This is a genomic window from Salmonirosea aquatica (assembly GCF_009296315.1).
GTDB classification, from domain to species: Bacteria; Bacteroidota; Bacteroidia; order Cytophagales; family Spirosomataceae; genus Salmonirosea; species Salmonirosea aquatica.
On the sequence record NZ_WHLY01000002.1, the window covers coordinates 4,739,987 to 4,765,756 of the forward strand.

Annotated in this window: 22 protein-coding genes; 3 read left to right on the plus strand and 19 right to left on the minus strand. The window is 52.0% G+C overall.

The annotated features are described in order from the left end of the window. Nucleotides 1-41: 41 nt before the first annotated feature. From porK to sucD, 5 genes are all read right to left on the minus strand, one after another. Entirely contained in the window at nt 42-1,115 is a 1,074-nt protein-coding gene (porK, locus tag GBK04_RS20640) for a T9SS ring complex lipoprotein PorK/GldK (RefSeq protein ID WP_152762966.1), read from the minus strand. Nucleotides 1,116-1,376: 261 nt separating this feature from the next. Further along, a complete protein-coding gene (locus GBK04_RS20645; RefSeq protein ID WP_152762968.1) occupies nt 1,377-2,333 on the minus strand; it encodes a PorP/SprF family type IX secretion system membrane protein in 957 nt (318 codons plus the stop codon). A gap of 129 nt (nt 2,334-2,462) precedes the next feature. Continuing rightward, entirely contained in the window at nt 2,463-3,248 is a 786-nt protein-coding gene (locus GBK04_RS20650; protein WP_152762970.1) for a uroporphyrinogen-III synthase, read from the minus strand. Nucleotides 3,249-3,292: 44 nt separating this feature from the next. Beyond that, nucleotides 3,293-4,450, minus strand: a complete 1,158-nt coding sequence (locus GBK04_RS20655) for a DUF4271 domain-containing protein (RefSeq protein WP_373331173.1) — start codon at nt 4,448-4,450, stop codon at nt 3,293-3,295. A gap of 89 nt (nt 4,451-4,539) precedes the next feature. Continuing rightward, nucleotides 4,540-5,418: a succinate--CoA ligase subunit alpha gene (gene sucD, locus GBK04_RS20660; RefSeq protein WP_152762974.1), complete on the minus strand. Its 879-nt coding sequence runs from the start codon at nt 5,416-5,418 to the stop codon at nt 4,540-4,542. A 262-nt stretch (nt 5,419-5,680) separates the two neighbouring features. On the opposite strand from sucD, the gene GBK04_RS20665 reads away from it, so the two are divergent. Next, nucleotides 5,681-6,274: a hypothetical protein gene (locus tag GBK04_RS20665; protein WP_152762976.1), complete on the plus strand. Its 594-nt coding sequence runs from the start codon at nt 5,681-5,683 to the stop codon at nt 6,272-6,274. Between the two features lie 131 nt (nt 6,275-6,405). On the opposite strand, the gene GBK04_RS20670 is transcribed toward GBK04_RS20665, so the two are convergent. From GBK04_RS20670 to GBK04_RS20735, 14 genes are all read right to left on the minus strand, one after another. Beyond that, nucleotides 6,406-7,695 carry an MFS transporter gene (locus tag GBK04_RS20670; RefSeq protein WP_152762978.1) on the minus strand — a complete coding sequence of 430 codons (1,290 nt, stop codon included), beginning with the start codon at nt 7,693-7,695 and terminating at the stop codon, nt 6,406-6,408. A 224-nt stretch (nt 7,696-7,919) separates the two neighbouring features. Further along, nucleotides 7,920-8,750: a 5'-methylthioadenosine/adenosylhomocysteine nucleosidase gene (locus GBK04_RS20675; RefSeq protein ID WP_152762980.1), complete on the minus strand. Its 831-nt coding sequence runs from the start codon at nt 8,748-8,750 to the stop codon at nt 7,920-7,922. Nucleotides 8,751-8,756: 6 nt separating this feature from the next. Beyond that, nucleotides 8,757-10,067 (minus strand): NCS2 family permease, encoded by a 1,311-nt coding sequence (locus GBK04_RS20680; protein WP_152762982.1) that lies wholly within the window; start codon nt 10,065-10,067, stop codon nt 8,757-8,759. 37 nt (nt 10,068-10,104) lie between these two features. After that, nucleotides 10,105-10,989, minus strand: a complete 885-nt coding sequence (locus GBK04_RS20685; protein WP_152762984.1) for a VOC family protein — start codon at nt 10,987-10,989, stop codon at nt 10,105-10,107. Between the two features lie 57 nt (nt 10,990-11,046). After that, nucleotides 11,047-12,396 (minus strand): D-arabinono-1,4-lactone oxidase, encoded by a 1,350-nt coding sequence (locus GBK04_RS20690; protein WP_152762986.1) that lies wholly within the window; start codon nt 12,394-12,396, stop codon nt 11,047-11,049. A gap of 56 nt (nt 12,397-12,452) precedes the next feature. Beyond that, nucleotides 12,453-14,126 (minus strand): amidase, encoded by a 1,674-nt coding sequence (locus GBK04_RS20695; RefSeq protein ID WP_152762988.1) that lies wholly within the window; start codon nt 14,124-14,126, stop codon nt 12,453-12,455. A 130-nt stretch (nt 14,127-14,256) separates the two neighbouring features. Beyond that, complete coding sequence (locus tag GBK04_RS20700) at nt 14,257-15,408, minus strand: hypothetical protein (RefSeq protein ID WP_152762990.1); 1,152 nt, start codon at nt 15,406-15,408, stop codon at nt 14,257-14,259. Between the two features lie 33 nt (nt 15,409-15,441). Then, complete coding sequence (locus GBK04_RS20705; RefSeq protein ID WP_152762992.1) at nt 15,442-16,410, minus strand: DUF2157 domain-containing protein; 969 nt, start codon at nt 16,408-16,410, stop codon at nt 15,442-15,444. A gap of 86 nt (nt 16,411-16,496) precedes the next feature. Beyond that, on the minus strand, nt 16,497-17,183 hold the full coding sequence (locus GBK04_RS20710; protein ID WP_152762994.1) for a molybdopterin-dependent oxidoreductase: 687 nt from the start codon (nt 17,181-17,183) through the stop codon (nt 16,497-16,499). A gap of 38 nt (nt 17,184-17,221) precedes the next feature. Beyond that, a complete protein-coding gene (locus GBK04_RS20715; protein WP_373331174.1) occupies nt 17,222-18,646 on the minus strand; it encodes a sulfatase family protein in 1,425 nt (474 codons plus the stop codon). Between the two features lie 59 nt (nt 18,647-18,705). Further along, nucleotides 18,706-20,220, minus strand: coding sequence for a sulfatase family protein (locus GBK04_RS20720; protein WP_152762996.1), 1,515 nt, complete (start codon nt 20,218-20,220; stop codon nt 18,706-18,708). 400 nt (nt 20,221-20,620) lie between these two features. Next, entirely contained in the window at nt 20,621-21,040 is a 420-nt protein-coding gene (locus tag GBK04_RS20725; RefSeq protein ID WP_152762998.1) for a PepSY-like domain-containing protein, read from the minus strand. An 88-nt stretch (nt 21,041-21,128) separates the two neighbouring features. Further along, nucleotides 21,129-22,403: a sensor histidine kinase gene (locus GBK04_RS20730; protein WP_152763000.1), complete on the minus strand. Its 1,275-nt coding sequence runs from the start codon at nt 22,401-22,403 to the stop codon at nt 21,129-21,131. Nucleotides 22,404-22,405: 2 nt separating this feature from the next. Next, a complete protein-coding gene (locus GBK04_RS20735; protein WP_152763002.1) occupies nt 22,406-23,086 on the minus strand; it encodes a response regulator transcription factor in 681 nt (226 codons plus the stop codon). Nucleotides 23,087-23,308: 222 nt separating this feature from the next. Between GBK04_RS20735 and GBK04_RS30880 the strand changes: the two genes are divergently transcribed. Both GBK04_RS30880 and GBK04_RS30885 read left to right on the plus strand, forming a co-directional pair. After that, the gene (locus tag GBK04_RS30880) at nt 23,309-24,463 is read left to right on the plus strand and encodes a carboxypeptidase-like regulatory domain-containing protein (RefSeq protein ID WP_373331175.1); all 1,155 of its coding nucleotides are present in this window, start codon (nt 23,309-23,311) and stop codon (nt 24,461-24,463) included. Between the two features lie 14 nt (nt 24,464-24,477). Further along, complete coding sequence (locus GBK04_RS30885; RefSeq protein ID WP_373331176.1) at nt 24,478-25,758, plus strand: outer membrane beta-barrel family protein; 1,281 nt, start codon at nt 24,478-24,480, stop codon at nt 25,756-25,758. Nucleotides 25,759-25,770: the final 12 nt, after the last annotated feature.

The following is a 25,770-nucleotide window of genomic DNA, read 5'->3' on the forward strand; positions in this document are numbered from 1 at the left end:
AAGCAGCGATGATGCCGCTGCTTCCTAAGTAATGCTTGTGGTTAGCGGCGTTTTCCGGTGGCTCCCCGGCGTCCGTCGAAGTTGTCCATCACGCACCGGAAACCAATAAAGGCACGACGCTGCGATTCAAGTTCGTAGGAACGGGTACCTGTCTGCAAGTAATAGGCCACATCTTTCCAGGAACCACCTTTAATTACCTTGCGGGGTTCAGTGGGGTCATCATTTTCAGGGTTCATATCCCACAGAATGGTGTTGGCATTGTCGGCGTAGGCATCCAGGGTCCATTCCGACACATTACCTGACATATTGTACAGACCATATTCGTTGGGGTTATACGCATTGGAAGGAGCCGTGTAAGGGTACCCATCCGCATCATAATTACCGCGCTGAGGCTTGAAGTTAGCCAGAAAGCAGCCTTTCCCATTCATCGTATAAGGGTTTCCCCAGGGATATTTAGCTCCCTGACGTCCGCCACGGGCGGCCCATTCCCACTCAGCTTCGGAAGGTAGCCGGAAATTAGGCGAGTGAAACATCCCCTCTTTCAGGCGGTAATCATTGTACAGGTTAGAACGCCACTCGGCAAAATACTTAGCCGCCGTCCAGCTTACACCCACCACAGGATAGGTATCGAACGAAGGGTGCATATAATAGTACTCCACCATGGGATCACCGTTCGAGTAGGCGAAGTCTTTCTTCCATACCGTAGTGTCGGGGTAGTACTTGGTCATGATTTCTTCCTCACCCAATACCGAGATTGAGTCCAGCAGAAGCGCCGTTACAAACTGGCGATACTCGTTGTTGGTAATTTCGGTATCATCCATGTAGAACGAGCTGATGGTCACGCGCTTGTTCATGTTCACCATCGTAGCCGCCAGATCCTCATCCGCCTGACCCATGACGAATGATCCCGAAGGAATCATCACCATACCGGCGGGTGTGGTTTGGCGGTACCCCTTGCGGGCAGTGGCCACCACTTCTCCATTGGCTACTCCAGTTTCCTCTTTTCCTCCCTTACCAAATTTTTCCTTGATGAAACCACAACTCTGCAGGAGCATGATTGCGGCCACAAAAAGCAAACCTTTGGAGCCATTTCGATAGAACATGTTAACATTCATGGTGGTTTACGCTATGTTATTTGATTGATATCCGTTTAAAAACGATAAGTGATTGTGGTCTAGTATATGCAAAAAAACCGATTAGGGCCGATAATTCAAATTTATATTCTCTCATTCCGTACCTAACGAAATCATGATCTATTTGGTATGAATGCGGATTTATTTCAAATAAATTCCCCAAAAGTACGGTTTGGTTTCCAAACACACCAACTACAACTACGTCAAATACCTAAGAATCGACGCTTAAAAGATGACATTTCTTTAAAAACGGAATCGTGGAGTCCGCACAATGGTTTTCTTGCCCAATTTCGGGGCGGGTAATCGGTAGGAAAGCAACACCTCGAACGAAGATGGAGTCTTCAGGCTGGTCGCGCCGGTCACGATATCGTAAGCTCCTGAAAGCCGCAACGATTGGTTCTGCAAAAGATTGATTCCGCCCATCAGAATAATTGCATCCTGTGCCCGGTAGGAAGCTCCGGCCCAATAACGCTGGTTGTAGGTCACCATTGCGCCTCCTTCGACTGAAAATGCAGATAGGTCGGACTTGCCCATCACAAAAGGCTGTACTTCGAAAAGGTACCCTACCTCCAGATTGACCCCACCATTGACGTAATACGTAGGGATAAGGGGGTTCGTGGCGTTGTCAGAGCCCAGAGTGTATTTCGATTTGAGCAGGTGATTCACTGAAACACCCACGTAGTAGCCCGTAGTTTCGTAACGAACACCAAGATTCACATCGGGGTGCATTTCGCCCACAACGCCCGTCCCAATCAGCGGGTCACCTGGCTCGTTGGGGCGCAATAGGTTATAATTAAGCGCCATACGATAAAGTCCTACGCTACCTCCCAAGGCCAGGGTACCATTGCTGAGGGCCAATCGATACGCCGCAGCCAATTGAAAACTCTGGTTGGTGAGCGCTCCGATCTTGTCGTTGTAGGCCGTAAAGCCCAAGCCCAGATTCTTAATGGGCACACTGGCCGAAAAAAACTGAGTGGTAGGTGCCCCGCCCTCATCAAAGGTACCCTGGTAGCCGGAGTATTGCGTCCGATGCATGAGTTGAAAGCGTGTGGCACCATCCGCTCCGGCAGCGGCCGGGTTAAAATAAAGCTGATTGAGCTGAAACTGGCTGAATTGGGTAGGCTGTTGGCCAAAAGCAAGGGTAGAGAACAGTAAGCCGCCCGCCGTCAGTAAAATAGTGGTATAAATGCTTCGTAACATACAGGCTGGTAATAGTCGTATTCAATAGAGAGTACAAACCTTATTCCGAAAAGTTTACAGGATAACGCATATTCAAGAAAAAAATTGAGAAAAACGACGAAGGCCGAAAAAAAATCGGCCTTCGGTTTGTCATTGAATATGGTTAGCTTTTCGTATGTACAGCTCCAGAGCACCGTTCATAGACGGGGCGTTGGGCAGGGGAGCCAAAATGTCCAGGAACAGACCGGCCTCTTCGACGGCCTTGGCGGTAGTGGACCCAAAGGCGGCAATACGGGTTTTGTTCTGCTTGAAGTCGGGGAAATTATCGTAAAGCGACTTGATGCCCGACGGACTGAAGAAGGCGATGATGTCATAGTATACATCTTCCAGATCCGACAGATCGGCCGAAACGGTCTGATACATCGTGGCTTCGGTAAAATGAAGATCTTCGGTATCGGCAAATTCGGGGATATCGTTCTTACGAACATCCGAGCAAGGATAGAGAAATTTCTCGTTCTTGTGCTTGCGGATCAGCTCGATCAGCTCCACGGCCGTCTTGGTACCGTTAAAGATTTTCCGTTTGCGGATGATGATGTACTTCTGCAGGTAATTGGCGGTCTGTTCGGAAATACAAAAGTACTTCATGTCAGCAGGTACCTCGATCCGACCTTCCTGGCAGATGCGGAAAAAGTGGTCAATGGCATTACGACTCGTAAAGATGATGGCAGTGTGGTCCAGAATGTTTACTTTTTGCTTCCGAAACTCCTTGAACGACACGCCATCTACTTTAATAAAGGGCCGGAAGTCAACTTTGATGTTGTATTTCCGAGCCAGCTCGAAATACGGGGAATTTTCATCGGCAGGTCGTGACTGGCTAACCAGGATACTTGTTACCTTATTGAGCCGATCCTGATCAAATTTGATGGTCTCACTCATGTAATCTTTCTATTGGGTTATGGCATGAAAAGCATCCTTAAGAACTAGTTGGCAAACTTAACGCCAACGATGAGGGGTATGATTTCAATGACGCAAAGGTACGAAAATAAATACAGATTTATAAACTGACCGGAGGAGTTGGTAAATATGTAAAGAAGCCCGAAACGCGCCAGGTAGTAGAAAATAGCTATGTATAATAGGTAGGGGCCAAGCTGCCGAAACCAGAGTGGATTCTGGAGTGATATCCCGAAAAAAACGATGATGCAGACTCCATAAAAGATATAGGAGAGTTGCAAAGCCCGGATGTAATGGCTGTTGACGATCCGATCGAGATTCAGTACGCCGCTGACTATTTCCATCATGATGAATTTCAGGAACAGCAGTCCTAAGAATAGAAACGTGAGTTTGGCTGAGTCTGTAAGGAAATCAGTTAAGGTAGTCCCATCAGATAAAAAACCGCTGGTAGCAAATAAATCGAATCCATAATGGGCCAGAAAAAGGATCAGGTACCCTATAGCCATACTCACAATCAGAGCGATCATGAACATGAAGCGCCCGTAGGGGCGGTTGAAACGATACAGGTCATTTCGCTCACTCCGATCGAAAAAATCGGCCGGAGTGATGAACCGGCGGAAGAGCGAGGGTGACCCGGCATAGGTAAAAAGAGTAAGTACCAAAAGCAACAGAATCAGCAGTACAGAAAAATCACCGAACGGAGAAGTACGCAGGGGCTTGATGTTGATGAAAGAAAGGGGGCTGGACTTCGCGGTAGTACCAGGGGTGGCCGTGGTTCTTTTGGCATGACCGATCAGAACGGTTTTGTCTTCTTTCCCGGCCGAACCGTACAGCGTGAGCAGAATTTCGTCTTTTTTATAAAGTTTACGCAGGCTGTCGACACTCAAAACAAGCCACTCATCGGGAGTGAGTTTTTTTTGCAAAGCCCCTTCCACGAACAGATAGTTTTCTTTTGAAGTCGAAATGAGCAGGTCGTAACGGCGGTTCTTCAAAAGATCAACCAGCAAGCTGACCGACAGATCGGTTTCGTTCAGAGCACTGGAATAGGGGATATAATTATTATACTGACTGCTGTACACCAGCCAATCGTTTGTGAAGTCGTACACCAGGTAATGGCTACCTTCGGGCCCCACCTCATTGGCCGCCCGGGCCGACGGAGCAAAGAAGCCCAAAAGGACTAAAAACATTAGGGTGATCGAGCGATGGTACCGTTTCATACTACCAAAAAAGGGCGGGGTTCCCCCAGCCCTTTTCGTTCTGCTATAATCGTTTCTATTTATTTCTTTCCCAGGGCAATCAGCATCGTTTCGCCAATCACCGCGGGTGATTCGGCCACGTGGATGCCACATTCACGCATAATACGCATTTTGGCCTCGGCCGTATCGTCGGCACCGCCAATGATGGCACCGGCGTGGCCCATCCGGCGGCCTTTGGGAGCGGTTTGACCGGCTATGAAGCCTACGACAGGTTTGATGTTACCGACTTGCTGCACATAGCGGGCTGCTTCGGCTTCCATGCTTCCCCCGATTTCGCCAATCATCACGATGGCTTCGGTTTCGGGATCGTTCATCAGGAGTTCTACGGCTTCCTTGGTAGTAGTACCAATGATAGGATCGCCCCCAATCCCGATTGCGGTAGTTTGGCCCAACCCCGAGCGGGTGAGCTGATCTACGGCTTCATACGTGAGCGTCCCGGATTTGGACACAATACCCACGGTACCTTTCTTGAAAATAAAACCGGGCATAATACCCACTTTGCACTCTTCGGCCGTAATCACTCCGGGGCAGTTGGGGCCGATCAGGCGGCAGTTTTTTCCTTTCAGATACTCTTTGGCCATCATCATGTCTTTGGTCGGGATACCCTCGGTAATACACACGATCACACCAATGCCTGCGTCGGCTGCTTCCATGATGGCGTCACTGGCAAAAGCCGGGGGAACAAATATAATGGACACGTCAGCACCAGTGGCCCGCACGGCCAGATCGACGGTGTTGAAAACAGGACGATCCAGGTGGCTCATGCCGCCTTTGCCAGGTGTAACTCCACCTACCACGGAAGTACCATACTCAATCATCTGCTGGGCGTGAAAAGACCCTTCGGAACCGGTGAATCCCTGTACAATGATTTTTGAATTCTTATTTACTAAAACGCTCATAGATAGTGCTGGAACGGGTACGCCCGCGCGATTTGGATTCTGGAGACTGGACTTTTATAACTATAAATACTGTATAAAGAAATCGATTCAGGTCAGGAAACGGTTGGATATACAGGAGGTGTTACTTTTTTCAGGACAGGTTCGAAAAGTACCATCCTACTTTTTCGGTAAAAGTAGGATGAAATGCCCTAGGTAGCAAATTGTGGTAAGAATTTGTAAATTGCCCTTCTGCTATTTCAAACCCACAGCCCTACGAATCCGCATGGTCCTGAACAGTCTGTCTGAACTGATTCTCAGTATCACGGCCTTTGCCGTCTTCCTTGTCTATTTCCAGAAACAACCCATATATAGTCGCCTGCTATGGGGAGTTTTTTTTATCACTCTGTCTGTCACTTCCCTGATGGCAGTACTGTGGTACGTGGGTTGGGAAGGGCTGTCGCCCGTGGTGGAGTCATTACGCCGACTCGATGCCACGTTGGGACCCCTGTGCATGATGGTAGGTACCTGGCTATTGATCAGTCATTCCGTGGCTACCCGCTTTACCTTTTGGGCAACCATCGGCACCGGCACAGGATTGTTCCTGGGGTTGGCCGCATACCGATTGAGTCCCCTGATTCAGGTCGTGCAGCCGCTGTGCATCGTCATTGCCCTGCTCATTGCGTGCTGGGGCTTGTTGCAAAAGCAGAAAAGTGCTTTGTGGGTGGTTTTTGCCATGACGATCTTGGCGTTGTCGAGTAAGCTGAGGTTGGAACTGAATCCCGCGGTAGCCTTTGGTCCGTACCACATCCTAGTGGCGGCTTCGACGTTTTGCTTGGGCAAAGCCGTCGAAGCCGAGTACAGAATTCTCTTTAAGTAAGGGGCAAAAGAACAGAGGAACAAAGGCACAAAGTTATTCTGGATTGTAGAGTAGGTACCGCAGTTGGCTGAATTTGCCTTCAACAATTCAACAATTCAACAATTCAACAATTCAACAATTCAACAATCTCTCTACACCTTTACCCGCTCCATTCTGGGGACAAAGAAGTGCATCACCACCCAGGCGATCAGGTAGGCCGAGCCACACATGATAAAGATGATGTTGTAGCCGCTGGTAATGTCGCCGCGAGCGGAAAAAGTATCTAAAATCTGCCCCACGATATACGGGAATAAAACACCACCCAGCGAGCCCGCCATGCCGCCGATACCTACAATGGAACTTACTGCCCGGCGTGGGAACATATCCGAAGCCGTGGTGAAAATATTGGCGCTCCATGCCTGGTGCGCCGCACAGGCCAGACTGATAAAGGCTACGGCTGTCCATATATTCGTGGCCGAGGTGGCAAACACGATAGGGATTACCATAAAGGCATATAGTAGCATCGCCGATTTCCGTGCCTTAAATACAGGCCAACCTCTTTTGATCAGCCAGCCTGACAGATATCCACCGCCAATGCTTCCCACGGTACTTGCGGTGTATACTACTACCAGAGGTAGACTGGGTTTTTTCAAATCCAGATCGAAAATCTGGGCAAAGTACGAGGGGAGCCAGAATAGAAAAAACCACCAGATGGGATCGGTAAGAAATTTGCCGAACACATAGGCCCAGGTCTGCCGTACCCGGAAGAGAGTTGTCCAGGGGATAGGTTGCTCTTCTGAATCGTCGTCGGCATCGCTGTTGATGAGTTCGAGTTCAGCTTTGGAAATGCCCTTCTTGCGGCTGGGGATTTCGTAAATGAACCACCAGAAAACAAGCCAGATAAAGCCAATCGCTCCCGTAATGATAAAGGCTTCCTGCCAGCCATAAGCGCCCAGAATCCAGGGTACCATGATGGGAGCCACTACGGCCCCGATGTTGGTACCTGAGTTGAATAGCCCCGTAGCGAAGGCCCGTTCCCGCTTGGGAAACCACTCGGCTACTGCTTTGATCGAAGCCGGAAAGTTGCCCGCCTCGCCCAAGCCCAGGGTAGCCCGCCAAAAAGCAAAGCCCAGGGTACTCTTGGCCAGAGCGTGTCCCATAGCCGCAACGCTCCACACCACCAGCGATAGTCCAAGCCCCAGCTTGGTACCTATTTTATCAATGATGCGCCCGAATATTACGTAGCCCAGTGCATAGGAGGCCGTGAAAGCCATGACTATATTGGCGTAATCGGATTCGCTCCAGTTGAAATCACCGGCCAAAGCAGGCTTCAGAAGACCGATGACCTGGCGGTCGAGGTAGTTGATGGTGGTAGCAAAGAAGAGGAGTATTACGACCGTCCAGCGGTAGGTTTTACTTTTGGTTTCTACAATTTGGGCCATTAGTGAGTAGGTAGTTAAATAGTAGGGTTCGGTATAAAAGGGCTTGAATACCCAATTCTCCCGTAGCATCTTGCCAAAAAGGACGTAAAACTAGCCTGTAGACCCTTCAAAACTTTGGATTTGTTTTTAAAAGAAACCAGCAGATCAAAGGTGAATTAATGAATAGGCGTCTGTTAACTAGGCTTTTAGGATAATAATCTACTAACCTGCGTCAATACCAGGTTCTATTTAATTTCTTTAAGAATTTCCAGTACCAGGGCGGCTGAATTGCGGGCGGCTACGCTCAGAAAATTGAGCATATCTTCCCGGGCGGTTCCATTGGCTTTATCGCTCAGGCTTCGGATCACGATGCAGGGTACCTGTTGCTGATGGCAGATTTGTGCCACGGCGGCGCCTTCCATTTCGGTGGCATCGGCCTCAAAATCCGTGAGGAGTTGATTGACTTTCTCTTCCGAGGAGACAAATACATCGCCCGTCACGATTCTGCCGACTACTACCTTGGGGGCACGGCGGGTCTCACTGGCAGTCTTGAGCGTCACTTTTCCGGCGGCCTCCAGCGTTTTGGCCAATAGTATAGAATCCGCCTTGAAATAAACCGGGTTGTACTCGCCCGTGATGGGGTTGCGGGTGGCACGGGTAGCTTGTTTCTGAAAAGTGATGTAGCCAAAATCGTGGTAGGTTGTTTCGCGGCCAATGACGATGTCGCCGGGCAGTAGTTCGGGATTGAGTCCTCCCGCAATGCCCGTGAAAAGTACCTCCGAAGGACGGAATTTTTGGAGCATCAGCGTGGTCGTCATGGCGGCATTCACTTTTCCGATGCCCGTGAGGGCAATGACTACCTTGCGGCCATTGAGTTTTCCCGTCGTGAACGGAATGCCGTGCACGGTGCGGACACGCTTGTGGCTGACAGATTCTTCCAACAATTTGACCTCGTCACTGAAAGCACCCAGCAGGGCAGTTACGTTCTTCTTTTTGTATAGTTGCGCCCGGGTAGGCGCAACAAGGATGAAAAAAAAAGCCAGGATAAAAAGAGAGAAGCGTACTGATTTTTGCATAGGTAGCTAGGGATGAACGCCGGTAATCAACGACAGGATAGCAAGAACGTCAATAATCAGCAGGACGGGCGAAAGCTCTCTGAATTTTCCCTGCGCGATTTTTAAAAGTGTCCAACTCAGAAATCCCCAAATGATCCCCTGCGTGATGGAGTAGCTGAAGGGAATCAGTATCATCGCGAGGAAAGCCGGAATGGCCTCTTCCATATCCTGCCAGTTGATCTGCACCACGGGCCGCGCCATGTATACCCCCACCATGACCAAAGCTGGAGCCGTGGCCACGGCCGGTACAAGGGATAAAACGGGCGACAGAAACATAAAAGGCAGGAAGAGCAAGCCCGCAAAAACGGCCGTCAATCCCGTGCGTCCGCCCTGTTCGATGCCCACGGCCGATTCAATATAGGTTGTCCCCGGACTGCTACCCAACAGCCCGGCCAGGGTGGTGGCTACGGCATCGGTCAGCAGCGACTGCTTGACATTTCGCGGGTTTCCCTGCTTATCCTTCAAGTCGGCGGCCTCGGCTACTCCTACGAAAGTAGACAAGCTATCGAAAAGGTCGGTGAAAATGAAGGCAAAGATGACGGGCCAGAGCGAGAATTTCAAAGAACCCATCAGATCTAAACGAAAGAGCAGACTGAAATCCGGGGCGGATACCCAGTTTTCGGGAAGCGGAGCGGCAGTACCGAACAAGGTACCCCCCAATAAGTAGATAATGGAAACAGCCAAAATGCTGATGATAATTCCTCCGGGTACCTTTCGGGTAGTGAGGATGGCAGTCAGGGCCAAGCCGAAAATAAAAAGCAATACCGACGGGCTCGTCGTGTTGCCCAGGCTGATGAGCGTGGCCGGATTGTCCACGATAAACCCGGCATTAATGAAGCCGATCAGGGCAATGAACAGACCGATTCCGGCCGCAATGGCATGACGCAAGGCACTGGGAATGGCTTGCAGCAGCAACGACCGGATGTTTAGTAAAGAAAGTAAAAGGAATATTACGCCCGACCAGAATACGGCGCCCAAAGCCGTTTCCCAAGTTATTCCCAAACCCTTCACCGCCGTGAAGGTGAAGAAAGCATTCAATCCCATGCCCGGTGCTACGACCAGCGGATTTTTGGCGTAAACGCCCATCATCAGGCTGCAAAAAAATGACAGCAGCACCGTAGCCGTAAGTACCCCGCTGAATGGCATGCCTGCCTGACTCAGGATGGCCGGATTGACCACAATGATGTACATCGTAGCCAGAAAAGTGGATAACCCGGCGATGAGTTCCACGCGCACCGAGGTACCATTCCGGCGCAGTTCAAAGTAGCGTTCCAGCATCAGCAAAGGGTACTTGGTAAGAATCCATTAACTCTATTCATTCAATAAATTCAAGAAACAGATTGTACTCATTCAGGAAATAGAGGATACGCTTGGTATCAACCCTAACGATATCAGATTTTGGCAGCCTGTTTTTCAAGGTACCCAGGGAATTGACTTTTAGCGTGAAGCCGCAGATTCCAGTCAATTCTCTGGCGCTGAACCCTGAGGTAAGTCGTTTTCCGTTTTTTTGATCGATTAAAAATAATGTGCTGCTTCCAACGGCAAGTCGGTGGGCTGGAACATCTAAAAGTACTTCTTTTCCCGTATTGGTAAAACCGAATTCTGAGTACTTCCCGGTATCTTCCCCTACATTCGCTGAAATAATCCAAACCGATCGCAGGGACAATGCACCGTTCGGGTGACTCGTGTTTTGCTGGGTGTCTTTCCAGCTTTTATCCGCATATTCGATATAAAAAAGATCAGACTGGCTGGGCTCGACGGTTTTCCAAACTTGATTACTATCGCTGGTAAATGCAATGTTTTTTGCCCGCAGTTCTTTTTTGACCGTTTCTGCTGACTGGACCGAAATCGCCAGGGACGTGCCGCCCTGCCTTTGCTTTAAGAATCTGGTGTAGTACTTTCCAATATCGGGTGTACTATCAAGCGGCGTAATGAATTCGAGGTAGGTGCCATCCTGAAATTTTACAAAACAATTCTCGATGCCTGCGTGGGGCTTTCCTGCTTTTACTTTAAAATGCAGCGTTTCGGAAAGTAGGTTTTTGATAGATTCTAAATCCCGAACTACTACCGGAACATGATCAATGGAGACGGCCGTTGACCTTAGGCTGGAGTAAGGTACCTGAGCGAAAACGTTTGTTAAGCGTAGCCATAGCAAGAAAGTGCATGCCAACATTTTCATACCGCCGAAATACCCATTCACGGTTTAAGATTCGTGCTCCCAAAAATAAGGGCTGTATTGCCTGAAGAATTTTTTCGATTAACTACCAAACACATTTTTCTCCAAAAACGCATTCCGGAACTTTCCCTTGGGATCATAGTGCTTCGCCACTTCCCGGAACTCCGGTAATCGGGGATAATGCTTTTGGAGATCAGCCGGAGCCATCGCGAACAACTTGCCCCAGTGCGGGCGGGCGTTGTAGGGAGCCAATTCTTTTTCTACAATCGGCAGCAACTTACTGACCCCGGGCCAGTCGGGTTTCCAGGTAAAGTGGATCGTGATGCAATCTTGCTTGTAACAAGGGCTCATCCACAGATTGTCCGCCGCAATCGCTCGTACTTCCGAGGTGAGCAGGTAGGGCCCTACCTGGTTGCCGAGGCGGGCGATGGCCATGATGGCGTCTACGGCGTGCTGGCGCGGCAAAAAGTACTCCGCCTGTAGTTCGTCGCCGCTGCTGGGCGTAAATCCCATCTTGAAGTGCGGCATCCGCTCGTACCACGGACCGGGTACCCCCATTTGGGCGGTGCAATTTTCAGCGGAAAGTTCGGGGATGGGGTGCAGATTTTGGGTGGCCAGGGTAGCGCCCAGCCATTCTTTCTGGTCCATTTGCGGCGCGTCGGCGCGCTGCTTCACCCACACTTCGGCAATATCCTGGCTCTGCCAATTGGTGAACAGACTCACGCTGTACCCACTCGCCTGAATTTCGTCGAAATGATCTTTCAGCTGGGCAATCGGCATATTCTGATACACATACTGCGTCATCAGAAAGGTAGGTTGCAGATCGAGCGTCACCTCTGTTAGCACACCCAAAGCACCCAGATGCACTACGGCGGCATTGAAATTTTCGCCGTCCTTCTCCCGCGAAAGGGTCACCAAATCTCCATTGGCTGTGAGCATTTTCAGACCCGACACCGCTGAGGCCAGGTTGCCGTTTTTCTCGCCCGAACCGTGGGTGGCGGTGGCGATGGCGCCCGCCACCGAAATATGAGGCAGCGAGGCCAGGTTGTGCAAGGCAAAGCCTTTTTCGTGCAGGTAGGGGCTCAATTCGCCGTACTTGATTCCCGCATTGACCGTCACGGATTTGCCATCGGCTGCGATGACAATATCCTCTGGTGCTCCCACCAGCGACACGAAGCGGTCGTCCGAGTCGGCAATTTTGTTGAAGCAATGCCGGGTACCTAATTGCTTCACTTTATCATATTTTTTTACTAATTCCTGTGCCTCAGCCACCGATTTAGCCTGATCCAGCTGTCCGGTACTGTATGTGAGGTTACCCGCCCAGTTTTTCAGAGTTTCCGCCTTGCTTTCGGTTTCACAGCTTAGTAAAGGAGAGAACAAGGGAGCGGTCATGAGGGCGGAGGAAAGTTTGAGGAAGGTTCGCTTTTTCATCGGAGGTAGGAAGGTTTAGGTTTTTATGCCCACAAAAGGGGTAAAATAAACGCTTCCTACTGCAAAGCGGGGTGTTTGCGGTGGAAATCCGTGGCATCTTGGTAGGCTTTGGCCACCGCCAGTACCCTGGCTTCCTGAAACAGTTGGCCCATGAACGTAATGCTGGTGGGGGTACCTTTGCTCGTAAAGCCATTGGGAAGCACCACACACGGATGGCCCGTCAAATTGGTGGTTGACAAGTTTCCCCCGCCGTAGGACGGTGAAATATATACGTCCACGTCCGCTTTTTTCAAAACCTCATACGTATCTTCAATGAGTTTGGTGCGTAGCCGGTTCGCCTGTAAGTACTCGACCGCCGGCATAAAACGGGCCGAGCGGAAGGAGTTGGGCCAGGCATTTTTGGTTTGACGTACCAGCAGCTCGTCGCGGTCGGAGCGAGTCATGTCGTCGAAAGCCGCCGCGCCTTCTACCGAAATAATAGCCGTCATGGCGCTCAGCGGGTAGTCGGGCAGCTCCATGGGTACCAGTTCCACCCCAAGTTTTTTAAGTACTTCCAGCGTCAGCGAATCGTTGGTTTTGTTGTTATAATTTGATTCAAAAGCTTTCTTAAGGTACCCCATCCGCATTCCTTTCAGCGATTTGGCCGGGGGCGCGTAGTTGAAAGGCGCGTCGATGATCGTTTTGTCAAAACCGTCGGGCCCGTAGATGGCATTGAAAACCAGGGCGCAGTCCTCTACCGTGCGACAGATCGGTCCAATCTTGTCCATGCTCCAGCTCAGGGCCATCGCGCCGTGGCGGCTTACGCGCCCGTAGGTAGGTCGTAGCCCCGTGGTACCGCATACCGTCGAAGGCGACACGATGCTCCCCAACGTTTCGGTACCAATGGCAAAGGGCAAAAGTCCGGCTGAGACCGACGAAGCCGAGCCCGCCGACGAACCGCTCGAACCGTCCTGGGTAGACCACGGATTGCGAGTTTTCTCGCCAAACCATACATCGCCCATCGCTAGTGCACCCATCGTCAGCTTAGCGCACAGCACGGCACCCGCATCTTCCAGCTTTCTGATGACGGTGGCGTCCATGTCCAACGTCTGGTCTTTGTACGGCCCGGCACCCCAGGTGGTTTTGTAGCCTTTTTTAGCTAATAAATCCTTGGCACCATAGGGAATGCCGTGTAACAAACCACGGTACTTCCCAGCTTTGATTTCCTCATCGGCTTTGCGGGCCTGCGCCAGGGCGAGGTCGTCGGTGAGGGTGATGACGCAATGCAGCTGGGGATCGTACTTTTTAAGGCGGGCCAGGAAAAATTCCGTCAGCTCCACCGAAGTAATCTGACGCGAGCGCAGCAGGGAGGCTAGTTCAGAAATCGTATAGAAAGCCAGGTCGTCTTTGTTTTTGGGCAAAGAGGCTTTCAGCAGGGTACTGTATTTAAAGGGTTTCTTGATAGAATCCAATACAAATCCCGTGGGTAACGGATTGAAGTACAGCGCCGGTGTTACATCATTGGTCAGGGGGATGGCCCGTATATCTTCGTACCCTTTCCGCGCCCTTTCCAGATTACTGAGCATGGAATCGCGCTCGGCTTCGGTGAAGGTGAGGCCGAAAATCTGGGAGGCTTGGTGCACCATTTCGGTAGTAATGGCCTCAGGAGCTTTGAGGGTCAGGAAAGAGCCGAGGCCGAAGCTGGTGAGAATGGCTAGAACAACTAGTACTTTTCGAGTAAAGTTTTGCATGAAGTGATCGGTAGGAATGAGTGCCTGAACAAACATACAAAAAAAGCCCGTTGTCACCGAGGCAGAATGAAATCAAGCAACATTCTTAACTTTTACCATAGACCGCGTTTTGAACCCTGTCTATGTTACGCTAGTACCCTTCTCCACTTCCGCCGCCGCCAAAGTCCCCGCCGCCAAAGTGCGGGCCTTGCGGGGTGTCTGAAGCGCTGCTTCCTACTTCGGCGGCGATAATCGTACCGGCCAGGGTTGCCCATTCTGAGGTTTCTTCCGGTTCGTAAATAAACCCGTTGCGGGCATTTTTCAGGTAGCGCATCCCGAAAATCGCCGCACCAATACCCGCCAGACCCAGCAAGGCCGTGGCCCATTCACCGGGCATAAAGGGGTAGTAATGGTAGAAGGTTGCCAGCGAAACTATCAGAAAAAGACTACCCAGAATCAGAAATTGCAGGCTTTTCCAACGAATGGCTGCATAAAGGTACAGGCCGGGAATCAGAAAAGTCAAAAGCCAGAAGAGGCCCGAAAGCGCTACTTCGGGAGAAGGGTCAGGCAGACTGTTGAGGGCGGCGTTGCCTTCCCGGACCACATAGTAATTTCCGGCGGCATAAACGACTGTCAGGGCGGCCACATGCAGCCAGTTCAAGGCGATTCGCCAGTAAAAACTGCGATCATCCAGCATAAAACTACGCACGAAGTACCACACCGTTCCGGCAAATAACATGACGATAAAAGGCAGCAGCAGTTTTCCCCAGGGCGTTTCCATAGCCAGGATGGCTACGATGTACAGGCCATTCAGGGAGGTACCCAGCGTAATGAGCGGCTCGCCGTAGCGGTAGGTAATAAACAGCAGGAGGGGTAGGTAGGCCAATGCGACCAGCCAGGGAATATCCCCCACGGTATCGGCCAGTTTGATGATCAGAGGAATAAAAGATAGCAGAATTGCGTAGAGAAAGGCGTTATCGATAGCAGAGAAATGAAGTTTTCGCTCTTTGATCAGATAATTCATGAAAAAATACATCGCTACCCCGTAAAGGGGGCCCAATAGCGTTTCGGCGAAAGCTGTATCGATTAATGGAAGGAAAAATACTGTGGAAGCCCCTATGCCAATAAGAGTGAAAATGAACAGCCCGATCCAGATAAACCAGTTGGGCTGGTAGGGTAGGTCGGCGTAGGCGTGGTTGATGGCGGTCTGGTTTTCTTGGGTAATAAGGTTTTTCTTCATCCAGTCCTTCGCCATTCGCTGGACCCATTGGTTGTAAAGCAGGATTTCGTTGTAAGCTTTCATAGTGAAATTGAGGGAGGGAGACTAGGGTACCTTTCAGGAACGCTTCAATATTTTCTTGTAGCTGACAAAAAACCAGACGACTCCCGCCGCACTGGCCAGCAGGTAAAAAGAGGCCAGAAACTCCATGAACTCATTAAGCAGGTTGTTAAAGAGCAGATAGGTGATTCCGGTGTATCCGAAAATCACACTGATTAAGAGAAGCAGCAACGAGTTTTCGTCCTGGGCGTTTTTGAAAAAATCCCAGCAACCAATACCTAGCAGTACGCCGAACAGCAACTGTAGCCTATCCTGCGTAAACATTCCACCTGTGCAGGCCGCCAGATAGAGGGTACCGGCCAGCAAAACATAGGTGTACGTGAAATGGGGTTTGATTCCCCGTTGTTTCAGAAACCTCGCGGTTGTCAGTATGATCGCTCCGAAAATAACAGAGGCACGAATCACAGCCGGATCCGAGAAATCGTTTTTTACCAATAATTCACTGGGGGTAGCCGTAAGCCCTACCCACGAGGCCAGGGCCGTGATGGCCAGCGAAAGTACCCCCTGATGGTCGTAACGGTAGGCCAGGTAGAAAAAGAAAATCGCGGGAATAATGACGGCCAGCCCGTAGCGGGTGCCGAACAGTTCGTACTGATACTGTGCGTAGCCTTCCAGCGTCAGAAACAGCAGGCAGCCCAGCAGTAATACAGTATCGAAATAATGCGTCGTCTGCACTACTTTTTCGGGGCGGTAGGGGGTACCTTTCCTAAAGACAAATACGAAACAACCTACCGTGACCAGCGCCAGGATCGAGATAAGGATGGTATGGCCGACCGTGTCGATATTTTCGTAAATCAGCACACCGATGCCTCCGATGAAAGCCGAAATGGAAAGATAGAGGAGGGTACGTAGGTAGATAAAAAGCGATACGGGTTTCTGTTTTTCGTATTGCCCGATGACCACGCGCTGGGCGGGTGTAAGCAATTCCTTTTGCTCCAGTTCGTCGAGGAGGAGATTTACTTTCATAAGGTAAAGGAGGGTAGGAATATTTTCATACAATCTTAGGCTAATATTCTCTCATTCCCTTACCCGTTTACTCAATATTTCAAAAGCTACTCGCTGTAGCGATCGTTGCGCCAGGGGTAAGCCGTGTTGGAGTAGCCGCGTGCTTCCCAGAAACCGGGCTTATCCCCCGCCATAAAGTGAATGCGCTTGATCCATTTGGCGCCTTTCCAGGCGTAAAGCTGCGGCGTGATGACCCGCACCGGACCGCCATGGTCGAGGGGTAAGGGTACGTGGTCGGCGGTATGTACCAGCAGCACATCCGGTTTGAGGGCTTCTTCCAGGGATATGTTGGTGGCGTAGGTATCGTAGCCGTAAAACATCACATGCGTGGCGGTATCTTTAGGTTGTACCAATGCCGCCAGATCCATCATCCGGACACCTACCCAGGGTACGTCCATCCGCGACCAGGTCGTGACGCAGTGAAAATCGCTGACATCTTCGGTTTGGGGCAAGTCCATGAAATCCTCCCATTTCAGTACCACCGGATTTTCCACTTCCCCGTCCACGTACAGCCGCCAGCGATCCAGCGAAATATTGGGTTTGTAGCCCAGATCCAGCACCGGCCATTTTTCGGTTTCAAACTGGCCGATGGGCAGTTTGGGCATGCCGTGGCGGTTGGTAGGGCCGGTACCCTGCGGCTGACCGTCCGAGACGGAAGGCGTATCCCGCATTTTCTTCTCAAACCGCGCTCGCAGTTTCATACGGGCTTCAACAATTTTATCGAGTTTATCCATGAGAAGAAAACTAAAAATTCCCCAAAAGGTACCCATCTCTACTCAGTCACCCGTCCGATGGGCCGGCGGTTCTGGCCGGGGCTGCCGGTCAAATCATCGCCCAGGTCCTTGCGGGCTTCGTCGGCGATCTTCATCAGTTCGGCCGTCACCTCGGGAAAATCAAACTGCACGTTGTAGCGCTCGCCAGGATCGCGCCTCAGGTCGTAGAGCCCACCCTGGTGGTTGAAGTTCTCATTTCCCCCACCCGGCTGGCCGTCTTTCCCAGGTTTGAAGCCCTCATTAGTGCGTCCTGGGTGCGGAAACACCAGCTTCCAATCGCCGTGACGCACCGCTTCCAGATTGTTGCGGCGGTAATAGAACAGGAACGTTTCGCGCGGCTTGACCGACAGGTTCCCCTTCAAATTGGCCAGCAGGCTCACGCCGTCGATTTTTTTCTTCGGTAGGCTGGCCCCCGTCGCCTCCACAATGGTCGGCAGCATATCCATGCCCGCCGCCAGGTTGTTGGACACCACGCCCGCCGGCACCACGCCCGTCCATTCCACGATGCAGGGCACCCGGTGCCCGCCCTCGAAGGTGGTGCCCTTGCCCTCGCGGAAGCCGCCCGCGCTGCCCGCGTGGTTACCGTAGGACAGCCAGGGGCCGTTGTCGGAGGTGACGATCAGCAGCGTGTTTCCGTCGAGTTTCAGCTCTCTGAGCGTCTTGCGGATCTGCCCGATGCTCCAGTCGAGTTCCATGATCACGTCCCCGTACAGCCCCTGCTGCGATTTGCCCTTGAACTTGTCCGACACGAACAGGGGTACGTGCGGCATGGGGTGGGCCAGGTAGGCGAAGAAGGGCTTGTCCTTATTCTTTTTAATAAAGTTTATCGTCCGCTCGGTGAACCAGGTGGTGAACTGGCTCTGGTCGGGATTGGTGGCGACCACCTCGTCGCCCTCGATCAGCGGCAGCGGCGGGTAGTAGTTCTTGTTGACGGGGTGGTTGGGCCACATGTCGTTGGAATAGGGGATGCCGAAGTACTCGTCGAAGCCGTGGTGGGGGGGCAGGAACTGCTTCTGGAAGCCCAGGTGCCACTTGCCGAAGGCGGCCGTGGCGTACCCTTTGGCTTTCAGCAGCTCGGCGATGGTCTCCTCCTCGGCGTTGATGCCGGTTTTGGCCGAATGGTCCGTCGCCCCGGCAAAACCGAGGCGGTTGGGGTAGCAGCCCGTCAGCAGGCCCGCCCGCGAAGCGGTGCAGACGGCCTGCGGCGTGTAGTACTGCGAGAGGAACATGCCCTTGCTGGCCATGTCGTCAAAATTGGGCGTGGTGTAGCCCACCGCCCCGGTGCGCCCCAGGTCGCCGAAGCCCAGGTCGTCGATGTACACCAGCACGACGTTGGGCGGCCGGTCGGCCGGGGAGAATCGGAAAGCCAGGAAGGTGCCCAGGCACAGGAAAAGGGTTAGAAAGAGGGTTATTTTATGCTTCACGGTTCGGAGAGGTTTAAAGAAAACATAAGTTGGATTCGAGTGGGGCAGGGCTTTGGGGATTACTGGTTCTGCTCAATCAGCTGGCGGATGGTAGGGTTGGTTTCCACATCGCCGCTTTCCTGCTTGAGGGTTTGCAATCTCTTCTTCATGCTGTCGATCAGGGCCTGGTACTGCGGGTCGCGGATGGCGTTGTGGTCCTCGTGCGGGTCTTTCCTCAGATCGTAAAATTCCCAGCCGGGGGGGTACTTCATCTTGTCGCGCTCGGTCTTGGTGCGGCTCTGGCCGTAGAAGAACGCCAGCTTGTAGCGGTCGGTGCGGATGCCGAAATGGGCCGGCCGGTTGGGCTCGTTGGCCCAGTAGCGGTAGTACAGGTCCTTACGCCAGTCCCTGGGGGTCTTGCCTTGCAGGTTTTCGCGGAAGCTCCGCCCCTGCATCGAGGCCGGCTGCTTCACCCCGGCAAAGTCCAGAAACAGGGCGGGAAAATCGATATTCAGGATCAGGTCGTCGATTCTTTTACCGGCTTTCAATTCCCGGGGGTAGGAGATCACAAAGGGCATGCGCAGCGACTGCTCGTAGATGAAGCGTTTGTCGAAGAAGCCGTGCTCGCCCAGGAAGTACCCCTGGTCGGCGGTGTAGATGATGACGGTGTTGTCCAGCTCGCCGCTCTCCCGCAGATGGGCGATCAGCCGGCCGATGTTGTCGTCGATGGCCGCCCCCGACCGCAGGAAATCCTTGACGAACTTCTGGTAAGTCTTTTTACGCGCGGCCAGCGAATCCAGACCTTGCAAGGAGAAGGAGTTGCCCGGGTACCCCTTCCCGGTCTGGGCTTCGTAGCGTTTGCCCAGGATTTCCAGCGGCCAGCCGTCGTGGGTGCGGCCGCTGGGGGCCGGCCCCCAGTCCGCAAAATTCCCGGGGTAGGGCAGCTCCACGTCGGCCAGGAATTCCTGGTGGCGGGCGGGGTAGTCGTAGGGCTCGTGGGTGGCCTTGAAGTGCATCGACAAATAGAAGGGCCGGTCCTTGTTGCGGTTTTTCAGCCAGGCGATCGACTGGTCGGCGATCACGTCGGCGGAGAATCCCTGGTATTCCGTTCCCCCGGCATTGCCATCCTGCCAGTTGTCGCGGGTTTTCAGGATGGGGTTCCAGTACCGTCCCTGGCCGGGCAGCACCAGGTAGTAGTCGAAGCCGGTGGGTTCCTTCTTGAGGTGCCACTTGCCGATGATGGCCGTCTGGTAGCCAGCCTCTTGGAGCAGTTTGGCAAAATTGGCACTGTCGGGCTCTAGGGCATCGTCCAGGTCGTAGACGCCGTTGCGGTGGCTGTACTGGCCGGTGAGGATGGCCGCCCGGCTGGGCACGCAGATGGAGTTGGTGCAGAAGGCGTTCTCCAGCACCACGCCGTGGTCGGCCAGCCAGCGGATGTTGTCGTTCTTGACGTAGTCCTGCAAGATACCGCCGTAGATGCCCCAGGCCTGCGCGGTGTGGTCGTCGGACAGGATGAAGAGGATGTTGGGTTTCTGGCTCTTTTGCGAAAAGCCCAGTCCGGGTAATGCAAGAAAAAGAAGCAGCAGGTATTTCATGTCAGCTAATTTAAGGTAGCCATTGGGAATTTGAGCCATTTACCCTGCACCCGGTCTATACAGGCGTCCTGCAATTTTAATGAATTAAACCTTTCGGGGGAGGGTACCTACCCAGATATCGTTTGCTGCTTATGCTTTGGCGATTTTGGGCTTTGCGTTATAAAAGTCGTTTGCCTCCCTAATATCCTCTTATAAAGTGTACAGTTTCAGGCCCGCCGTAAGACTCGCCCGGGAAAGCTATGTTTTGAAAGCAGTGACAATTCTTTTTGCAAATAGTGGAATAACAGAAAATGGAGTGTGCTTTTAGGAAGGTTGAAGTAGGTAGGTAAGAGACTTTTCAAAAACAAAAAAGACACCCGGCGCTGGCCGGGTGTCTTTAGTCTCAGGAAACGTTGGCAGGTCAGTCCTTCGTAGCGGCCACGGCCTTGCCGCTGGCATCAAACAGGAAATCTTTGCCACCGAGTTCTGCTTCGTAGTAGGTCTTGCCGCCTTTGGTAATCCTGGCGGCCTCTTTGATTTTCTTGCCTTTGAGAGCATTCTGGACGGCCACAGGCAGACCAGAAACCGCGATTTCGGTCTCTACTTCCAGGGCTACGCCTAGTTTGTTGTATACGACGGACATCTCCTCTTGGTCCTGCTCGAAGTTTGCTTCATAATCACCGGATTTCTCTTTCTCCCACGCCACTTCTTTCGCTTTAGGGTAGGTATTGATGAAGGCTGTCCTGACAATGTCAGGTACCTTGGCAGCCGTTATTTTCTGGGCATTAGCACCAAGCGTTACGGAAGCGGCCAATAGGGTCACGATAATCATTCGTTTCATGTTTGCTTTTGTTTAAAGTTAAAAACTACAACACAATGGTACCGTCCTAATCTGAAGGAAACCTGTTATCGACCGGCAAGTCGGCTTTTTATGGATGTTGATTTTTGGGCATCCCAAATCCGACTTCTACCACGTGCATCCCGTTTTCAAAATCGTAGCGTACCGTCCAATTACTGAACGCGCAAATTTCTTTCACAATCGCTAACCCCAACCCCAACGAATCGGAATGGGAACTGCCTTTGTTGAAGCGTTCGAAATAGATTTCGGGTGGGTGTAGGGGGCTGGCGCCCGGATTTGAAATAGTGAGGTACCTCCCGGTCAGGACAATGTCGAGGGTACCTCCCTCTAAGTTGTACTTGATGGCGTTACCGATCAGGTTGGTAAGCAGTACCCTGGCTAATGTCGGATTTAAGTCGAGCCCGCAGTCATTGAGTCGAGTGGCTACCTGTAGATTCTTGGCCTGAATAAAATCTTCGAAGAGCGATAAGGATTCCTTCAGAAGCAATCGGAGGTTGATGCGCTCCGTCGAGACAAATTGGTCGTTTTCTATTTTGGTCAATAACAGAAGTGCCTGATTGAGTCGGGAAAGCCTACCGGTAGCTTCGTATATGGTTTGGATACCCTGCATTTGTTGGCTAGATAAATCTTCATCCTGAATCATGACCTCCAGCTTACTTTTAATAATGGCCAAAGGCGTCTGAATTTCGTGCGAGGCATTCTCTGTAAACTGCTTCAGATTAGTGAAATCGTCATGAATTTTACGCGTCATCCGGTCCACCACTTCATTGAGTTCTTTGAATTCGACAATATCCGTGCGTCCGAGTTCGGGCTGAATCCGTCGGCTCAGGGAGTAGTCTTTCAGTTTGGCTAATGTTTCATGAAAGGGCTGCCAGATTTTTCCGGCGATCCAGCGGTTGATGAGCAGCAGGCAGAGCAAGAGCGCGCCCAGCAACAGGATCTGGGAAATGACGATGGTTTGGATGAGATCGCCTTTTTCCAGCATCGAATTGCGTATCTTCAATTGATGGGGCTTGCCGTAGATCGTTACCTGCGTGGCCAGTTCGCGGAAGTGTTCGTTCCCGTGTTCTATGCCATCGTAGAGCGAGTCGTGTCGAGGCAAGGTACCTGCGGGGAGCGGTGTGACGACTATGTCGTCCTCAAAGCGCGTCCAATCCGTGATTTCTTTAGCATTTTTTATCTCGCCCAGCCGGGCTACGACAAACTCCTTGCGGCTTACCAGTGTTTCGTCGGCCTCTTCCACAAAAAGCTCGTGCAGGACATAATAAAAAATGGGCGTAGCAACCACCAATAGCAGCAGGGAAACACCGAAATAGGCAACCGCCGTGCGATTCAGGAGCTTCATAATCAGGTAGGTTGGGTGAATTTATAGCCCATACCGTATACCGAATGGATATAATCAGGACACTCTTTTTCAACCAGCTTTTTACGCAGATTTTTGATGTGGGTGTAGATAAAGTCCAGGGAGTCAAGCGAGTCGGCCTGTTCGCCCCACAGATGCTCGGCGATGGATTCTTTGGTAAGTACCCGGTTCTGGTTGGCAATGAAATACAATAGCAGATCCAGTTCTTTTTTGGTTAAAACAACACTCTCCATATTGACGAAGACATCCAGCGAATCCCGCTTTACGGTAATCTCCCGGAAAACGATGTCCTGTTTCCCCTGAAAGGTACGCCTGCGGATGAGTGACTTGATACGGGCGTTGAGTTCTGAGAGATGGAAAGGCTTGGTCAGGTAGTCGTCGGCCCCGATGTCCAGCCCCATAATCTTGTCATCGAGCGAATTTCGCGCCGAAATAACAATTATACCCGCTGCCGAGTCCTGCGCCTTGAACTGCCGTACCAGATCCAGGCCGTTGCCGCCAGGCAGCGTTATGTCGATCAGGGCGCAGTCGTAGGCATAAAGGGCGATTTTCTCGGAAGCTGTGCCAAAGTCGGCCGCCCATTCGCAGAGGTACCCCTCCGTCCGCAGATAGCTAAGGATGGAATCTGCGAGGTGTTTTTCATCTTCTACGAGGAGGAGTTTCATAGGAATATTATTTCTGAGGTTTGCCGGCGACTTTCTGGCAATAAAATAGGGAAAGGAAACTGGAGACAATCTGTGTTACCCGAAATACCTGGAAACAAAATCCGATGGCCTGATTACGGCTTTTTAATGAGAAATTAACCTTCTACTCCAACTTCTCTCCAATATTGAGGAGTTGATTTGCTATTCAATTCATGGCCCGAGTCATGGGGTTTTAATCAAACTATGCGCCTATTACTTTTTACTTCTTTTTTTCTGCTCAGCTTTTTGGCTGGCCAGGCCCAGATTATTGAACAAGGTCAGGTGAGTGGGCGCATTATAGACGCCGGTACCCAGCAACCACTACCCTTCGCGGCTGTGACTGTCTGGACCAAAACGGGGGCCGACAGTAGCCTGGCCGGGGGCACCCAGAGCGACGAAGCCGGGAATTTTACGATCAGCCACCTGCCCCTTGTGTCGCTGCTGGTACGGGCTTCGTTCGTAGGGTACCTGCCGATTCAGCAAACCACTGTTCTGTCTGCCCGCCAGTCTACTGTGGATTTGGGAACGCTTACGTTGCGGACTGACGCCACGCTCCTTAACGAAGTAAAAGTGAAGGGCGAGAAAGATCCTTTGGCTATGAGTACCGAGAAGCGCGTGTTCAATGTGGCCAAAAACCTGACCAGCATTGGCGGCACGGCCGAATCGCTGCTACGGAATGTCCCGGCGATTACGCTTGATGAGAATGGTAATCCCAGCCTGCGCAACATGGCGACCACACTCTATATCAATGGAAAGCCGACGCAACTGACCCTTGCCCAGATTCCGGCCAATCAGATTGAATCCGTCGAGGTCATCAGTAATCCATCGGCGCGCTATGACGCCTCCACCTCGGGCGGCATTGTGAATCTGGTACTGAAGAAAAACCGGCAGCCGGGTTACAATGGCATCGCCAGTGTGAGCCTGGGTCAAAATCGACGCTACGATGCCACCGCTAACCTTGACTGGCGGCAGGGCCGCTGGAATGTGACGGCACTATACAGCCTGAATGCTACCCAAAATCCGCTTACGGGTTACGTTCACCGAACCAATCGCAGCGCCGACTCCGGGGTACCTACCGGCTATTTTGATCAGAATACCGCCATCGACTTGAACAACCACTTCCAGAACGGTCGTTTGGCTATAGACTACAACGTCAATGCCCATAACCTGCTGACGGTAGGCGGAACGGTAGCCGCCGGGGCTTACAATTCGGTTTCGGATCAGCAGTATACCTACCGCGATGCCGCCGGAAACCGCACGGGCAGCGGCAGCCGGCACATCGACCCGCAGAATAATTTTACCAACCTGGGGGTACCCTGGATTGGAAACATAGTTTTGCCCGCAAAAAGGAAGAATTGAATTTCTCGTCATCCGTGACGCGCAATCGCGTATCCAACGCCGCCGACTGGCTCACCACTTCGCTGGATGCCGCCGGAAAAAGCCAACCCACCTACCCCGAGCTCGACCGCATCGACGGGCGCATCATCGGTAGCCAGTACCTGGCCCAACTCGACTATACGCGGCCCGTCGGCGACTCGGCCAAGTGGGAGTTCGGGATTCGTAGCTTCACCTACGCCCGCGACCAACAGTATTTGTTCAAGGTGCTGGGCGAAGGCGGGGATTATACGCTTCTGCAGGACTACTCGCAGAATGCCGATATTCGGGAGATGGTGAACGCCGCCTACGCGTTGTACACCAGTCAATTGCGCAGCGGCATTAACATCCAGGCGGGACTTCGGCTCGAGCAGTCGAGCTTGCATGGGTTGTCGCGCTTTGATGGCAGCACCTTTGGGTATAATTATCCGTCCAAAACCGGACAGAATATTTTTCAGTCGTTCTTCCCGTCTTTCTCGGCGACTAAGGAGTTGAGCAAAACTTCGGAACTGGCGCTGAGCCTGAGCCGGAAGGTAGGGCGGCCCAATTTCCGCCATGTGTTTGTGGGCATCCAGGCCAACGACCGCCAGAACATCACCATCGGCAACCCGGCGGTGCGCCCGGAATTTGTGAATACCGCTGAACTGACCTATACGCTCACGAAAGATCAATTGCAGTGGTTTTCCAGCCTGTACTATATTTACGAAGACCACACCATCAAACCCTTTACCCAGCCCTCAGCCGACGACCCGTCCATTTTGGTGACGACGTTTCTGAACGTTAAAGCCGATATTCAGTACGGGTTGGATCAGTCACTCAAACTGGATTTGGGCAAAAATTTTACAATACTGGCCAGTGCCAATACGCGTAGTTTCGCCATTCAGTCCGACTCGGCCAGAACGCAGCGGTGGGTGTACAATGCCAAGCTCAATCTGAGCTACAGGCTGCCCGCCGACATCACCGCTCAACTCAGTGGTACCCGCGATAGCCGGGGCGTATCGCTGCAAGGCTACCGACGGGCGGTCAATGCGGCGGATTTTGCGTTGCGGAAGGGTTTGTGGAATAACAGAGGTAGCCTCGTCTTTACTGTGAACGATATTTTCAATTCGAGACGATTCTACTCCATTTATGAACAACCGGCCGTGTTCCAGACCTCGATGAGCCGGCGCGATGTGCGGTATTACAAATTTACGCTCCAGGTACCTTTGGGTAAGCCCGACGCTACTTTCCGCCGCAGCCAGCGCAAGCTGGAACGGCCCGATGTCGATTTTAGCAATTGACGCTCTTTCCAG

What these genes read in the sequence shown, in the direction of transcription:
- GBK04_RS20710 (WP_152762994.1), bottom strand. Translation starts at nt 17,183, where the DNA reads ATGGATAAACTCGATAAAATTGTTGAAGCCCGTATGAAACTGCGAGCG.
- GBK04_RS20725 (WP_152762998.1), bottom strand. Translation starts at nt 21,040, where the DNA reads ATGAAACGAATGATTATCGTGACCCTATTGGCCGCTTCCGTAACGCTT.
- GBK04_RS20690 (WP_152762986.1), bottom strand. Translation starts at nt 12,396, where the DNA reads ATGAAAAAGCGAACCTTCCTCAAACTTTCCTCCGCCCTCATGACCGCT.
- GBK04_RS20695 (WP_152762988.1), bottom strand. Translation starts at nt 14,126, where the DNA reads ATGCAAAACTTTACTCGAAAAGTACTAGTTGTTCTAGCCATTCTCACC.
- GBK04_RS20675 (WP_152762980.1), bottom strand. Translation starts at nt 8,750, where the DNA reads ATGCAAAAATCAGTACGCTTCTCTCTTTTTATCCTGGCTTTTTTTTTC.
- sucD (WP_152762974.1), bottom strand. Translation starts at nt 5,418, where the DNA reads ATGAGCGTTTTAGTAAATAAGAATTCAAAAATCATTGTACAGGGATTC.
- GBK04_RS20730 (WP_152763000.1), bottom strand. Translation starts at nt 22,403, where the DNA reads ATGAAGCTCCTGAATCGCACGGCGGTTGCCTATTTCGGTGTTTCCCTG.
- GBK04_RS20680 (WP_152762982.1), bottom strand. Translation starts at nt 10,067, where the DNA reads ATGCTGGAACGCTACTTTGAACTGCGCCGGAATGGTACCTCGGTGCGC.
- GBK04_RS20735 (WP_152763002.1), bottom strand. Translation starts at nt 23,086, where the DNA reads ATGAAACTCCTCCTCGTAGAAGATGAAAAACACCTCGCAGATTCCATC.
- GBK04_RS30880 (WP_373331175.1), top strand. Translation starts at nt 23,309, where the DNA reads ATGCGCCTATTACTTTTTACTTCTTTTTTTCTGCTCAGCTTTTTGGCT.
- porK (WP_152762966.1), bottom strand. Translation starts at nt 1,115, where the DNA reads ATGAATGTTAACATGTTCTATCGAAATGGCTCCAAAGGTTTGCTTTTT.
- GBK04_RS20655 (WP_373331173.1), bottom strand. Translation starts at nt 4,450, where the DNA reads ATGTTTTTAGTCCTTTTGGGCTTCTTTGCTCCGTCGGCCCGGGCGGCC.
- GBK04_RS20705 (WP_152762992.1), bottom strand. Translation starts at nt 16,410, where the DNA reads ATGAAAGTAAATCTCCTCCTCGACGAACTGGAGCAAAAGGAATTGCTT.
- GBK04_RS20665 (WP_152762976.1), top strand. Translation starts at nt 5,681, where the DNA reads ATGGTCCTGAACAGTCTGTCTGAACTGATTCTCAGTATCACGGCCTTT.
- GBK04_RS20645 (WP_152762968.1), bottom strand. Translation starts at nt 2,333, where the DNA reads ATGTTACGAAGCATTTATACCACTATTTTACTGACGGCGGGCGGCTTA.
- GBK04_RS20670 (WP_152762978.1), bottom strand. Translation starts at nt 7,695, where the DNA reads ATGGCCCAAATTGTAGAAACCAAAAGTAAAACCTACCGCTGGACGGTC.
- GBK04_RS20650 (WP_152762970.1), bottom strand. Translation starts at nt 3,248, where the DNA reads ATGAGTGAGACCATCAAATTTGATCAGGATCGGCTCAATAAGGTAACA.
- GBK04_RS20720 (WP_152762996.1), bottom strand. Translation starts at nt 20,220, where the DNA reads ATGAAATACCTGCTGCTTCTTTTTCTTGCATTACCCGGACTGGGCTTT.
- GBK04_RS20700 (WP_152762990.1), bottom strand. Translation starts at nt 15,408, where the DNA reads ATGAAAGCTTACAACGAAATCCTGCTTTACAACCAATGGGTCCAGCGA.